The organism is Streptomyces sp. NPDC001678, from assembly GCF_042892945.1.
GTDB lineage: Bacteria > Actinomycetota > Actinomycetes > Streptomycetales > Streptomycetaceae > Streptomyces.
Genome location: NZ_JBIAUP010000010.1, coordinates 174429 through 187636 on the forward strand (window position 1 = coordinate 174429; position 13208 = coordinate 187636).

11 protein-coding genes are annotated in these 13208 nt (G+C 72.5%); 5 read left to right on the forward strand and 6 right to left on the reverse strand.

What is annotated here, in order from left to right; all coding sequences use genetic code 11:
• Positions 1-10: 10 nt before the first annotated feature.
• The 4 genes from iolD to iolC form a co-directional block, all read right to left on the reverse strand.
• Positions 11-1921: a 3D-(3,5/4)-trihydroxycyclohexane-1,2-dione acylhydrolase (decyclizing) gene (gene iolD / locus ACFYZR_RS21760; RefSeq protein ID WP_391912672.1), complete on the reverse strand. Its 1911-nt coding sequence runs from the start codon at positions 1919-1921 to the stop codon at positions 11-13.
• Positions 1918-2760, reverse strand: coding sequence for a 5-deoxy-glucuronate isomerase (gene iolB, locus ACFYZR_RS21765; protein WP_391912674.1), 843 nt, complete (start codon positions 2758-2760; stop codon positions 1918-1920). Before iolB ends, iolD begins: the two co-directional genes overlap by 4 nt.
• A 79-nt stretch (positions 2761-2839) precedes the next feature.
• Complete coding sequence (locus ACFYZR_RS21770) at positions 2840-3724, reverse strand: deoxyribose-phosphate aldolase (protein WP_391912676.1); 885 nt, start codon at positions 3722-3724, stop codon at positions 2840-2842.
• Positions 3721-4686 carry a 5-dehydro-2-deoxygluconokinase gene (gene iolC, locus ACFYZR_RS21775; RefSeq protein ID WP_391912678.1) on the reverse strand — a complete coding sequence of 322 codons (966 nt, stop codon included), beginning with the start codon at positions 4684-4686 and terminating at the stop codon, positions 3721-3723. Before iolC ends, ACFYZR_RS21770 begins: the two co-directional genes overlap by 4 nt.
• A 236-nt stretch (positions 4687-4922) precedes the next feature.
• On the opposite strand from iolC, the gene ACFYZR_RS21780 reads away from it, so the two are divergent.
• The 5 genes from ACFYZR_RS21780 to ACFYZR_RS21800 all read left to right on the forward strand — a co-directional run bounded on the left by ACFYZR_RS21780 (position 4923) and on the right by ACFYZR_RS21800 (position 8748).
• The gene (locus ACFYZR_RS21780; RefSeq protein ID WP_391912679.1) at positions 4923-5861 is read left to right on the forward strand and encodes a sugar phosphate isomerase/epimerase family protein; all 939 of its coding nucleotides are present in this window, start codon (positions 4923-4925) and stop codon (positions 5859-5861) included.
• Positions 5862-5965: 104 nt separating this feature from the next.
• The gene (locus tag ACFYZR_RS21785) at positions 5966-6997 is read left to right on the forward strand and encodes a Gfo/Idh/MocA family protein (protein ID WP_391912681.1); all 1032 of its coding nucleotides are present in this window, start codon (positions 5966-5968) and stop codon (positions 6995-6997) included.
• Positions 6998-7005: 8 nt separating this feature from the next.
• The gene (locus ACFYZR_RS21790) at positions 7006-8022 is read left to right on the forward strand and encodes a Gfo/Idh/MocA family oxidoreductase (protein ID WP_391912912.1); all 1017 of its coding nucleotides are present in this window, start codon (positions 7006-7008) and stop codon (positions 8020-8022) included.
• A 208-nt stretch (positions 8023-8230) separates the two neighbouring features.
• Complete coding sequence (locus tag ACFYZR_RS21795) at positions 8231-8437, forward strand: MerR family transcriptional regulator (protein ID WP_391912683.1); 207 nt, start codon at positions 8231-8233, stop codon at positions 8435-8437.
• A gap of 95 nt (positions 8438-8532) precedes the next feature.
• Entirely contained in the window at positions 8533-8748 is a 216-nt protein-coding gene (locus ACFYZR_RS21800; protein WP_391912685.1) for a heavy-metal-associated domain-containing protein, read from the forward strand.
• A gap of 438 nt (positions 8749-9186) precedes the next feature.
• Here ACFYZR_RS21800 and ACFYZR_RS21805 read toward each other — a convergent pair whose 3' ends face one another.
• Positions 9187-10476: a citrate synthase gene (locus ACFYZR_RS21805; protein WP_126914237.1), complete on the reverse strand. Its 1290-nt coding sequence runs from the start codon at positions 10474-10476 to the stop codon at positions 9187-9189.
• Between the two features lie 169 nt (positions 10477-10645).
• Complete coding sequence (locus tag ACFYZR_RS21810) at positions 10646-12874, reverse strand: ATP-dependent RecD-like DNA helicase (protein WP_391912687.1); 2229 nt, start codon at positions 12872-12874, stop codon at positions 10646-10648.
• Positions 12875-13208: the final 334 nt, after the last annotated feature.

Genomic DNA, 13208 nt, shown 5'->3' on the forward strand with positions numbered 1-13208 from the left:
CTCTCCTACGTCAAAGGTAACGGCGACGGGCGGCTGCGTTGCGGTCGTACTCCTCCCGGGCCGACACGGCCGCCGGGCGGGTCGCGGTCTCGGCGACGGGCACATCCCACCACGCCTGGGCGGGGGGCGCCCCGGACACAGTGTCGGCCGTTTCGGTCTCCACGTAGACACATGTGGGCCGGTCGGCCGCGCGCGCCTCGGCCAGCGCGGCGCGCAGCTCGCGGGCGGTACGGGCGCGGAGCACGCTCATGCCGAGCGAGGCGGCGTTGGCGGCCAGGTCGACGGGCAGCGGGGCACCGGTGTACGTGCCATCGGGCGCGCGGAAGCGGTAGGCGGTGCCGAAGCGCTCGCCGCCGACGGCCTCCGAGAGGCCGCCGATGGAGGCGTAGCCGTGGTTCTGCACCAGGATCACCTTGACGGGGATGCCCTCCTGCACGGCGGTGACGAGCTCGGTGGGCATCATCAGATACGTCCCGTCGCCGACCAGCGCCCATACCTGCGCGCCGGGGTCGGCCAGGGCGACGCCGATGGCGCCGGGGATCTCGTAGCCCATGCAGGAGTAGCCGTATTCGAGGTGGTACTGGCGGCGGGAGCGGGTCCGCCACAGCTTGTGGAGATCGCCGGGGAGGGAGCCCGCCGCGTTGACGATCACGTCCTCGTCGCCGACGACGGAGTCCAGCGCGCCGAGCACCTGGGCCTGGGTGGGGCGGGCGCCGTCGCCCCGGCCGTCGTCCGGGGCGTACGCGCGGGCGACAGCCGTCTCCCACTCGGCCTTCCCGGCGGTGTACGCGCTGGCGTACGCGTCCGGGACGCGGTATCCGGCGACGGCCTCCGTGAGCGCTTCGAGGCCGCTGCGGGCGTCGGCGACGAGCGGCAGCCCGGCGAGCTTGTGGGCGTCGTACGGGGCGATGTTGAGGTTGACGAAGCGGACGTCCGGGGCGGCGAAGAGGGTCGCGGAGGCGGTGGTGAAGTCGCTGTACCGGGTGCCGACGCCGATGACGAGGTCGGCGGCGCGGGCGAGGGCGTCGGCGACGGCCGTGCCGGTGTGGCCGATGCCGCCGACGTCCGAGGGGTGGTCGTGGCGCAGCGAGCCCTTGCCCGCCTGGGTGGAGGCGACGGGGATGCCGGTGGCGTCGGCGAAGGCGCGCAGGGCGTCCTCGGCCTCGCTGTGGTGGACGCCGCCGCCCGCGATCAGCAGCGGGCGGCGGGCCTCCCGTACGGCCCGTGCGGCCGCCGCCAGTTCGGCCGGGTCGGGAGCGGGGCGGCGGACGTGCCAGACGCGGTCGGCGAAGAACTCCTCGGGCCAGTCGTACGCCTCGGCCTGGACGTCCTGGGGCAGGGCGAGGGTGACGGCCCCCGTCTCCACGGGGTCGGCCAGGACGCGCATGGCGGTGAGCGCGGCGGGGATCAGCGCCTCGGGGCGGACGATCCGGTCGAAGTACCGGGAGATGGGGCGCAGGCAGTCGTTGACGGAGACGTCGCCCGCGCCGGGGTGTTCGAGCTGCTGGAGGACGGGGTCGGCGGGGCGGGTGGCGAAGGCGTCGCCGGGCAGGAGCAGCACCGGGATCCGGTTGATCGTGGCGAGGGCCGCGCCGGTGACGAGGTTGGTGGCGCCGGGGCCGATGGAGGTGGTCACGGCGTGGGCGGAGAGCCGGTCTCGGTGCCGGGCGTAGCCGACGGCCGCGTGGACCATGGCCTGCTCATTGCGGCCCTGGAGGTAGGGGAGCTCGTCACCGGTCTCCAGCAGGGCCTGCCCGATCCCGGCGACGTTGCCGTGGCCGAAGATGCCCCAGCACGCGGCGACGAGCCGCTGCCGGCGGCCGTCGCGCTCGGTGTACTGGTGGGCGAGGAACGCCACGAGGGCCTGGGCGACGGTGAGGCGGCGGGTGGGGCGACGGGTGGGGCGGGGCGGTCGGGTCATCGGTCCCCTCCGGATCGGTAGAGCGGAAGCCTCGGGTCCGTGGACTGTTCCGGCCATGTGCCGCGGATCCAGGCGTGGTCGGGGTGGTCGCGGATGAGCCACTCCCGCTCGGGGCCGGGGCCGGCCATCACATTGAGGTAGTACATGTCGTGGCCGGGCGCGGCGATGGACGGGCCGTGCCAGCCGTCGGGGATCAGCACGGCGTCGCCGGTGCGGACCTCGGCGAGGACGTCCGTCCCGCCGTCGTGGGACGGCGACACCCGCTGGTAGCCGAGGCCGGGGGTGCCGCCGGGGCTCTCGGCGATCTCGAAGTAGTAGATCTCCTCCAGCCGGGACTCCCGGCCCGGGAGGTGCTCGTCGTGCTTGTGGGGCGGATAGGACGACCAGTTGCCGCCCGGTGTGAGGACCTCGACGGCGATGAGCCTGTCGCACTCGAAGGTGTCGGCCGCGGCGAAGTTGTTGACCTGCCGGGAGCAGACGCCCGTGCCGCGCAGCTCGACGGGAACGGACTCGGCGGGGCCGTAACGGGCGGGCAGCCGGCGCCCGCAGCGCGCCCCGGCGAGGGCGAAGCGGCCGCCCTCCGGGGAGGTCAGCGTGACGTGCGCGTCGCGGGGGGCGTAGGCGAAGTCGGTGACGGCGGTGAAGACGCCGGGGCGGCCGTGGAGTTCGAAGGTCTTCCCTTCCGTCCGGACCGTGCAGCCGCCGGTGAGCGGCAGCACGATCCATTCGCTGTCGGCGGTTTCGAAGGTGTGGGTGCCGGAAGGGGGCAGCGTGAGGACGCGGAGGGAGGAGTGGGACCAGCCGGCGGTCTCGGGGGTGATGTCGAGGGTGTACGTCATGGGGTTCCTTGTCTGGTGACGGGGTTTCGGCACCGCCGGGCACGTACGCGGTGGCTGGTCGCCGCTGCGGACCGGAACGTCACAGCAACCCCACCGCCGTGTCCACGGCCGCCGCCACGTCCCCGTCCGCCGGGTAGAGCAACGCCCGCCCCACCACCAGCCCCTGCACCGTCGGCAGCCGCAGTGCCGTCCGCCACCGCTCGTACATCGCGTCCTGGTCGTCGCCCACGTCGCCGCCCAGCAGGACCGCCGGGAGCGTCGACGTCTCCATCACCCGGGCCATGGCGTCCGCGTCGTCCGTGACCGGCACCTTCAGCCAGGTGTACGCGGACGTCGCGCCCAGGCCCGACGCGATGGCGATGGACTTCGTGACGGCCTCGGCGCTCAGGTCGTTGCGGACCCGGCCGCCGACGCGCCGGGAGAGGAACGGCTCGACGAAGACCGGCAGCCGTCGCTCCGCCATGTCGTCGATGGCACGGGCGGCGGAGACCATCGTGGCGAGCGAGCCGGGGTCGTCGTGGTCGATGCGCAGCAGCAGCTTGCCCGCGTCGAAGCCGCGCCGGACGAGGTCGTCCGCGCGCGGCCCCGTAAAGCGGTCGTCCATCTCGAACGCGGCGCCGACGAGGCCCCCGCGGTTCATGGAGCCCATGACGACCTTGTTCTCCAGCGCGCCGAGGAGCAGCAGGTCGTCGAGGATGTCGGAGGTGGCGAGGACGCCGTCGACGCCGGGGCGGGAGAGGGCCAGGCACAGGCGTTCCAGCAGGTCGGCGCGGTTGGCCATGACCAGGGGCCGGCCGCCGACGTCGAGCGCGCCGCGCGCCGTGTGGTCGGCCGCGACGATCATCAGCCGGCCGCTGTCGCCGACGAGGGGGCGCCGCCCCCGGCGGGCGGCGGCCTCGGCGATGGCCTCGGGGTGCCGGCTGCGCACGCGCGGCAGATCGGCGATGCGGAGGACGGCGGTCACGGGGCGGCCTCCGCGTCACGGGCCAGCAGGTCCGTCACCTCGTCCGGCGTCGGCATCGCCGACGAACAGGCGAGCCGGGAGGCGACGATGGCCCCGGCGGCGTTGGCGTAGCGCGTCACCCGCCCCAGGTCCCAGCCGGCGAGCAGCCCGTGGCAGAGCGCGCCGCCGAAGGCGTCGCCGGCGCCGAGGCCGTTGACGACCTCGACCTCCACCGGGGCCGCCTCGGCGACGGTGCCGTCGCGGTGGACGGCGAGCACGCCCTTCGGGCCCCGTTTGACCACGGCGAGTTCGGCCCCGGCCGCGAGGAGCGCCCGCGCCGCCGCGTAGGGGTCCCGTTCCCCCGTGGCCACCTCGCACTCCTCGGCGTTGCCCACCGCCACCGTCGCGTGGGCGAGGGCCCGCTCGTACAGGGGACGGGCGGCGGACGGCCCCTCCGGCCAGAACATCGGCCGCCAGTCGAGGTCGAAGACGGTGACCCCATTCCTCTTCCGCGCCTGGAGCGCGGCGAGCGTCGCGCCGCGGCTGGGCTCCTCGCTCAGGCCCGTACCGGTGATCCAGAAGATCCGGGCGGCGCGGATGGCGGCCAGGTCCAGCTCGGCGGTGTGGATCTCCAGGTCGGGGGCCTTGGGGCGGCGGTAGAAGTACAGCGGGAAGTCGTCCGGCGGGTGGATCTCGCAGAAGGTCAGGGGTGTGGGGTAGGCGGCCACGGGGGTCACCCAGCGGTCGTCGACGCCGAAGCGGCGCAGCTCGTCGTGGAGGTAGCGGCCGAAGGGGTCGTCGCCGGTGCGGCTGACGAGGGCGGTGCGGCGGCCGAGCCGGGCGGCGGCGACGGCGACGTTGGCGGCCGAGCCGCCGAGGAACTTCCCGAAGGTGTCGGCCTCCGCGAGCGATACCCCGGTCCGCAGCGGATAGAGGTCCACCCCGAGCCGGCCCATGGTGATGAGGTCGTAGGGACCGGTCATGGTCTTCCCCTCCGCGCGTCGGCACGATCCGGGGCCCAGGTCTAGCCGGGCGCGGACATCCATGTCAAGCATTTGTCCTTACATTCGGACGTCCCATCGACGCCCCATGGGGCAGGTATTGACGTTACATCCTTATGTCCGGACGTAGTCTTGACACTCCCCGGCCCAGCCGGGAGGCTACGGGCAACCCCAGCCCTTGCCCGGTCAGCGCCGACCGGCGAGAGGAGAGCCGCCGTATGGACAGCGTCCGCACCCCCGACCGCAGCCCGTCACCGCCCCCCGCGCTGGACCGGATCCGGGTCGGCTCCGCGCCGGACTCCTGGGGCGTGTGGTTCGCCGACGACCCGGCCCAGCTCCCCTGGCGGCGCTTCCTCGACGAGGTGTCCGAGGCGGGCTACGAGTGGATCGAGCTCGGCCCGTACGGCTACCTCCCCACCGACCCCGCCCGGTTGCGCGAGGAGACCGGGAGCCGGGGCCTGAAGGTGTCGGCGGGCACGGTCTTCACCGCCCTCCACCGCGGGCCGGCGGTCTGGGAGGAGACCTGGGAGCAGGTCTCCCGCGTGGCCGCGCTGGCGCGCGACACGGGCGCGAACCACCTCGTCGCCATTCCCTCCTTCTGGCGGGACGACAGGACCGCCGAGGCCCTGGAGAGCCCGGAGCTGACGGCCGATCAGTGGCGGTCGCTGACCGCCGGGACGGAACGGCTCGCGGCCGAGGTGCGCGACGCCTACGGGCTCTCCCTGGTCGTCCACCCCCACGCCGACACCCACATCGCCACCGAGGAGCAGGTCGAGCGCTTCCTCGACGCCACCGACCCGACGCTGGTGAGCCTCTGCCTGGACACCGGGCACTACGCCTACTGCGGCGGCGACAGCGTCAAGCTCATCAAGACCTACGGGGAACGCATCGGTTATCTCCACCTCAAGCAGGTGGATCCCGCGATCCTGGCCGAAGTAGCCGAGCGGGGCACGCCCTTCGGCCCGGCCGTGCGGCAGGGCGTCATGTGCGAACCGCCGCGCGGCGTACCGGCGCTGGAGCCCGTGCTGACGGCCGCCCAGGGGCTCGGCGTCGACCTCTTCGCCATCGTCGAGCAGGACATGTACCCCTGCCCGCCCGACAAACCGCTGCCCATCGCCCGACGCACCCGCGCCTTCCTGCGCTCCTGCGGCGCGTGACCGCGCCCACCGGCACCAAGGCAGCGCCCACCAGCGCGACACGCACCAGCACCAGCACCAGCACCAGCACCGAGGCAACACGCACCAGCACCGAGGAACACGCAATGACGCAACACGGAACGCTCGGCGTGGCCGTCATCGGCACCGGCAGAATGGGCGCCGACCACGTCCGGCGCCTCGACGAGGCCATCAGCGGGGCGCGGGTGACCGCCGTCGTCGACATCGACCCGCGCCGCGCCGAGGCGGCCGCCGCCCGCGTCGACGGCTGCGCCGCCCACACCGACCCGGCCGCCGCCATGGCCGCGGCCGACGTCGACGCCGTGCTCATCGCCTCCCCCGGGCCCGCCCACGAGGAGGCCCTGCTGGAGGCGTTCGCGCGCGACCTGCCCGTCCTGTGCGAGAAACCCCTCACCCCGGACTCCGCCTCCGCGCGCCGGGTGCTGGAGGCGGAGACCCGGCTGGGCCGCCGGCGCGTCCAGGTCGGCTTCATGCGCCGCTACGACAGCGAATACCAGCGGCTGAAGGCGCTCCTGGACGCGGGAGACCTCGGGCGCGCGCTGATGCTCCACTGCACCCACCGCAACGTCTCGACGCCCCCCGGCTACACCAGCCCGATGACGATCCACGACTCGGTCGTCCACGAGATCGACGCCACCCGCTGGCTGCTGGGCGAGGAGATCACCGCCGTCACCGTGCTGCGCCCCACCCCCTCGTCCGGCGCCCCGGAGGGACTGAGCGACCCCCAGCTCGTGCTGTTCGAGACCGAGGGCGGCGCGGTCGTCGACGTCGAGATCTTCGTCAACTGCGGCTTCGGCTACCAGGTGCGCTGCGAGGCCGTCGGCGAGCGCGGCACCGCCCGGATCGGCGACGAGCGCGGGCCGGCCGTCCACGCCGCCGGGCGGTGGGGCGGGGAGATCGCCCAGGACTTCCGCACCCGCTTCCAGGACGCCTACGACCGCGAGGTCCAGGCCTGGGTGGACGCCGTCCGGCGCGGCGGGACGACGGGGCCGAGCGTCTGGGACGGCTACGCGGCCGCCGTGGTCTGCGAGGCGGCGGTACGGGCCCAGACGACCGGCGAACGCGTCCCGGTCGTCCTCCCCGAGCGCCCCGCCCTCTACGCCGCCCCGCCGCGATGAGCGGCGGGCTGCGGGTCGCGCTGCTCGGCGCCGGGCGGATCGGCTCCCGGCACGCGGCCCGGCTGGCGGGGACCGAGGGCGTCGCCGAACTGGTCGTCGCCGACGCCGACCCCGGGCGCGCGGCGGCCCTCGCGGGGGCCGTGGGCGCGGAGGCCGTGGGCGCCCGCCCCGCCCGCACGGTGGGCGAGGTCTTCACCACGGCGGGCGTGGACGCCGTGGTCATCGCCACCGCGACCGCCTCCCACGCGGGCCTGATCACCCGTGCGGCGCGCGCCGGGCTGCCCGCGTTCTGCGAGAAGCCCGTCGCGCTGGACCTGGCGGGCACGATCGCCGCGCTGCGCGAGGTGGAGGCGGCGGGCACGCTGCTCCAGATCGGTTTCCAGCGGCGCTTCGACGCCGGGTTCCTGGCCGCGCGCGAGGCGCTGCGCTCGGGGGCGCTGGGGCGGGTGCACACCATCCGGTGCGTGACCTCCGACGCGGCGCCGCCGCCCGCGGACTTCCTGCCGCTGTCCGGCGGGCTGTTCCGCGACTGCATGGTCCACGACTTCGACGCCGTCCGGTGGCTGACCGGGCGCGAGGTGACGGAGGTGTACGCGCGGGGCGCCAACGGCGGCGCGGCCTTCTTCCGCGAGGCCGGCGACGTGGACACCGCCGCGGCCCTGCTCACCCTCGACGACGGCACGCTCGTCACGGCCACCTCGACCCGGTACAACGGCGCGGGCTACGACGTGCGTGTGGAGCTGTCCGGCGAGCGCGACCAGTGGGTCGCCGGGCTGGACGACCGGGCGCCGCTGACCTCCGCCGAGCCCGGCGGCCCCGCCGCCCCGCGGCGGCCCTGGAGGGACTTCCAGGAGCGTTTCGAGGACGCCTTCCGGGCCGAACTGGCGGCGTTCGTCCGGGCCGCGCGGGGGCTCGGGGGCAACCCCTGCCCGGGGGCGGAGGGGCTGCGGGCCCTCCATGTCGCCGAGGCGTGCGAGGTCTCCCGGCGGGAGGCCCGGCCGGTCCGCCTGGCCGACGTCGGCTGACACCGTCGGGCCCCCGCTGTTACCAAGTCACCCTCCTGTTACGAGCGTCACACCGGCGCGAGCCTTCCGTCACAGAAGCCCGACAGGCCCGAGCGCATGATCACTCTCCGTCGTTCCCGGGGCGAGGCTCAAGCGACCGAGAACGGCCGCGCCGCAGCTCCCCGACGGATCCCCCCTCCGTGGCTGCGCCGCGGCGGAGAGGCGAGAGATGACCGACCGTCGGCTCTGGTCCTACCGGGAGATCGCGGCACACATCGGCGTGCGGCCCGACACCGTGCGCTCGTACCGGAAGCACGGCCTGCTGCCCTCCCCCGACCTCCATGAGAGCGGCAGGCCCTACTGGTTCGCGGACACCATCCGTGACTGGGTGACCCGGCGCCCCGGCTACCGCGACCACCGTCCGAAGAATCGTTGATTCCGCCGGTTCCCACCCACCGCCATACCCCCCGGGGGTAAGGTGTTCAGGCATCGGCAGAAGCCCTGCGCATCCGACTCCCGAGGAGTACGCCCATGAGCACCACCACCGTCTACAAGGTGTCCGGCATGACCTGCGGCCACTGCGAGTCCGCGGTGCGCGAGGAGATCTCGGCGATCTCCGGTGTGACCTCGGTGGAGGCCGTGGCCGCCACCGGCCTGGTGACGATCACCGCCGCCGTCCCGCTGGACGACGATGCCGTCCGCGCCGCCGTGGACGAGGCCGGATACGAACTGTCCGGCCGCGCCTGAGCCGCTCTCGGTACGAGGCACCTTCACAGAATCGCCACAAGGAGCCTCTTGCCCTTTTACGCCCCTTATGCCAGGAGACCTAGATCACAGCGATTGGGAGGTAACCATCGTGGGGGGTCATTGGTCTAACCAGGCAGTGCTGGATCGTCTTGGGGGACGAACCGGCCACGCGTGGCCGGGGCACGTACCCGGGGAGCTTTGAGCGGCCCTCCCGTACGTACGCGTCCCGGCAGATCGCGTCCGCCGGCTCCCGGCCGGATCCCGTGGGGGGAATCCGCGCCGGGGCAGGGAAGCGCCTCGCTCCGACCCGTGGGGGGATCGGAGTCGGGGCGCTTTTCATTGCACGACCACGTACGAAAGTCATTGCACGACCACATACGGAAGGGGCCCCGCACCTGACGGTGCGGGGCGCCTTCCGTATGACCTGGAGCCTTCCGGCTAGCGGCGCTCGACGGGGACGAAGTCGCGCTCGACGACGCCCGTGTAGATCTGGCGCGGGCGGCCGATACGGGAACCCGGCTCCTTGATCATCTCGTGCCACTGGGCGATCCAGCCGGGCAGCCGGCCGAGCGCGAAGAGCACGGTGAACATCTCCGACGGGAAGCCCATGGCCCGGTAGATCAGACCGGTGTAGAAGTCCACGTTCGGGTAGAGGTTGCGCGAGACGAAGTAGTCGTCGTTGAGCGCGTGCTCCTCCAGCTTGAGCGCGATGTCGAGCAGCTCGTCGCTCTTGCCCAGCGCGGAGAGGACGTCGTGGGCGGCGGCCTTGATGATCTTCGCGCGCGGGTCGAAGCTCTTGTACACCCGGTGGCCGAAGCCCATCAGGCGGACGCCGTCCTCCTTGTTCTTCACCTTGCGGATGAAGGCGTCGACGTCGCCACCGGAGGCCTGGATGGACTCCAGCATCTCCAGGACGGCCTGGTTGGCGCCGCCGTGCAGCGGGCCCCACAGGGCGTTGATGCCCGCGGAGATCGACGCGAAGAGGTTGGCCTGCGAGGAGCCGACCAGGCGCACGGTCGAGGTGGAGCAGTTCTGCTCGTGGTCGGCGTGCAGGATCAGCAGCTTGTCCAGGGCGCTGACGACAACCGGGTCCAGCTCGAACTCGGCGGCGGGCACCGAGAAGGTCATGCGCAGGAAGTTCTCGACGTAGCCGAGGTCGTTGCGCGGGTAGACGATCGGGTGACCGATCGACTTCTTGAACGCGTACGCCGCGATCGTCGGGAGCTTGGCCAGCAGCCGGATCGTCGACAGGTGACGCTGCTTCTCGTCGAACGGGTTGTGGCTGTCCTGGTAGAAGGTCGACAGCGCGCTGACCACGGAGGACAGCATGGCCATCGGGTGGGCGTCGCGCGGGAAGCCGTCGAAGAACCGCTTGACGTCCTCGTGCAGCAGCGTGTGCTGGGTGATCTCACCCTTGAAGGTCGCCAGCTCGTCGACGGTGGGCAGCTCGCCGTTGATCAGCAGGAACGCGGTCTCCAGGAACGAGCTGCGCTCGGCCAGCTGCTCGATCGGGTACCCGCGGTACCGCAGGATGCCCTGCTCGCCGTCGAGGTAGGTGATCGCGGATTTATAGGCGGCCGTGTTGCCATAGCCGGAATCCAGGGTCACCAGACCGGTCTGGGCACGCAGCTTGCCGATGTCGAAGCCCTTGTCGCCGACAGTGCTGTCGACCACCGGGTAGCTGTACTCGCCGTCCCCGTACCGCACTACTACAGAGTTGTCGCTCACGTCATCCCTCACCGACGTTGTGCCTCTTCTTCGAGGTGCCCTGACTACCCCTACCTTCCCCCATTTGGACGATGTACGTGCACTCGGGGTCGGCCATAGGGCCCAAGGACGGCACTCAGTGCCGCCCAGCCTGCCCATCCTGCCCCCTTCGCCCTGATTGGTAAACCGTTCAGAGACGAACACCACCTTCCGCGAGCCGGAAGTCCAGCGCCGTACAGCGCCGCCCCGCCGAGACCGTGCGCACCGCCTGCCCCAGGGCACGCCGTGACCCCACCAGCACCACGAGCTTTTTCGCTCTGGTGACGGCGGTGTAGAGCAGATTGCGCTGAAGCATCATCCAGGCACTCGTGGTGACCGGGATCACCACCGCCGGGTACTCGCTGCCCTGGGAGCGGTGGATGGTCACCGCGTAGGCGTGGGCGAGCTCGTCGAGCTCGTCGAAGTCGTAGCCGACCTCCTCGTCCTCGTCGGTGCGGACGGTCAGCCGCTGCTCGACTTCGTCCAGCGCCGTGACGACCCCGACCGTGCCGTTGAAGACGCCGTTCTCGCCCTTCTCGTAGTTGTTGCGGATCTGAGTGACCTTGTCGCCGACGCGGAAGACCCGGCCGCCGAAACGGCGCTCGGGCAGGTCGGGGCGGGCGGGCGTGATGGCCTGCTGGAGCAGCCCGTTGAGGGTGCCGGCGCCGGCACGGCCGCGGTGCATGGGGGCCAGCACCTGGATGTCGCGGCGCGGGTCGAGGCCGAACCTCGCGGGGATGCGCCGGGCCGCCACGTCCACCGTCAGCCGGCCCGCCTCCTCGGTGTCCTCCTCGACGAAGAGGAAGAAGTCCGTCATGCCCTGAGTGATGGGCTGCACCCCGGAGTTGATGCGGTGGGCGTTGGTGACCACACCGGACTGCTGGGCCTGCCGGAAGATCCGGGTGAGCCGGACCGCCGGGACGGGGCTGCCGGGGGCCAGGAGGTCGCGCAGCACCTCCCCGGCGCCCACCGACGGCAGCTGGTCCACATCGCCGACCAGCAGCAGATGCGCGCCCGGAGCGACGGCCTTCACCAGCTTGTTGGCCAGCAGGAGGTCCAGCATCGACGCCTCGTCGACGACCACCAGATCGGCGTCCAGCGGCCGGTCCCGGTCGTAGGCGGCGTCGCCGCCGGGCTTGAGCTCCAGCAGCCGGTGGACGGTGGAGGCTTCGGCGCCGGTGAGCTCGGCGAGCCGCTTGGCGGCCCGGCCGGTGGGCGCGGCCAGCACCACCTTGGCCTTCTTGGCCCGGGCCAGCTCCACCACGGACCGGACGGTGAAGGACTTGCCGCAGCCCGGGCCACCGGTGAGGACGGCGACCTTGCTGGTGAGCGCGAGCCTGACCGCCTCCTGCTGCTCGGGCGCCAGCTCGGCTCCCGTGCGCCCCGCGAGCCAGGCCAGGGCCTTGTCCCACTGGACGTCCCGGAAGGCCGCCAGGCGGTCGTCCGGGGCCTTCAGCAGCCGGGTCAGCTGGGCGGCGAGGGAGAGCTCCGCGCGGTGGAAGGGGACCAGGTAGACGGCGGTGACCGGCTCCCCGCCGTCGGGGCCCGGCACGGTCTCGCGGACCACTCCGGCGCCGTCCGGCCCGTCCTCCGCCAGCTCGGCCAGGCACTCGATGACCAGCCCGGTGTCGACCTGGAGCAACTTCACCGCTTCGGCGATCAGTTGTTCCTCGGGGAGGAAGCAGTGCCCCTGGTCCGTGGACTGCGACAGGGCGTGGCGCAGCCCGGCCTTGACCCGCTCGGGGCTGTCGTGCGGGATGCCGACCGACTGGGCGATGCGGTCGGCGGTGAGGAAGCCGATGCCCCACACGTCGGCCGCCAGCCGGTAGGGCTCCTCGCGGACGACGGAGATGGAGGCGTCGCCGTACTGCTTGTAGATGCGCACGGCGATGGAGGTGGAGACGCCGACACCCTGGAGGAAGACCATGACCTCCTTGATGGCCTTCTGCTCCTCCCAGGCCGCCCCGATCGACTTGGTCCGCTTGGGGCCGAGGCCGGGCACCTCGATCAGGCGCGTGGGCTCCTTCTCGATGACGTCGAGGGTGTCCGTGCCGAAGTGGCTGACGATGCGGTCGGCGATGCGCGGCCCGACGCCCTTGATCAGGCCGGATCCCAGATAGCGGCGAATGCCCTGGATCGTGGCGGGCAGGAGGGTGGTGTAGTTCTCCACGGTGAACTGCCTGCCGTACTGCGGGTGGGAGCCCCAGCGGCCCTCCATGCGCAGCGACTCGCCCGGCTGCGCGCCGAGCAGGGAGCCGACCACCGTGAGGAGGTCCCCGCCGCCGCGCCCGGTGTCGACGCGCGCGACCGTATAGCCGCTGTCCTCGTTGGCGTAGGTGATCCGCTCCAGGACACCTTCGACCACAGCCAGTTGCACCATGCCCCGACGGTACCGCCGAGGGCCGACAGGCGTTCGAGCCTGTGGATATCCGCCATTCCGCTTCTATCGGGGCCGCTTCCGCTGGGGCGCATGTGATTCGAGGGGCCCGGTCCGACGACCGGGCCCCTCGCGCTCCCCCCTGAACGGGCTTCCTCCGAATCCCCCCGGATCCCTCCCCGGGAAGCCCGATGTCCAATACGACCCACGGAAGCCCCGCAGGGTTGCACCGATTTCAAGCTGTTATCCATCCGTTACTTACCGTAGGGAACCCCTGTTCGCCGGACATCCGTCTTCCTGACGACGCCGAGGCATTGCCGGCACCCCGACGGGGAAG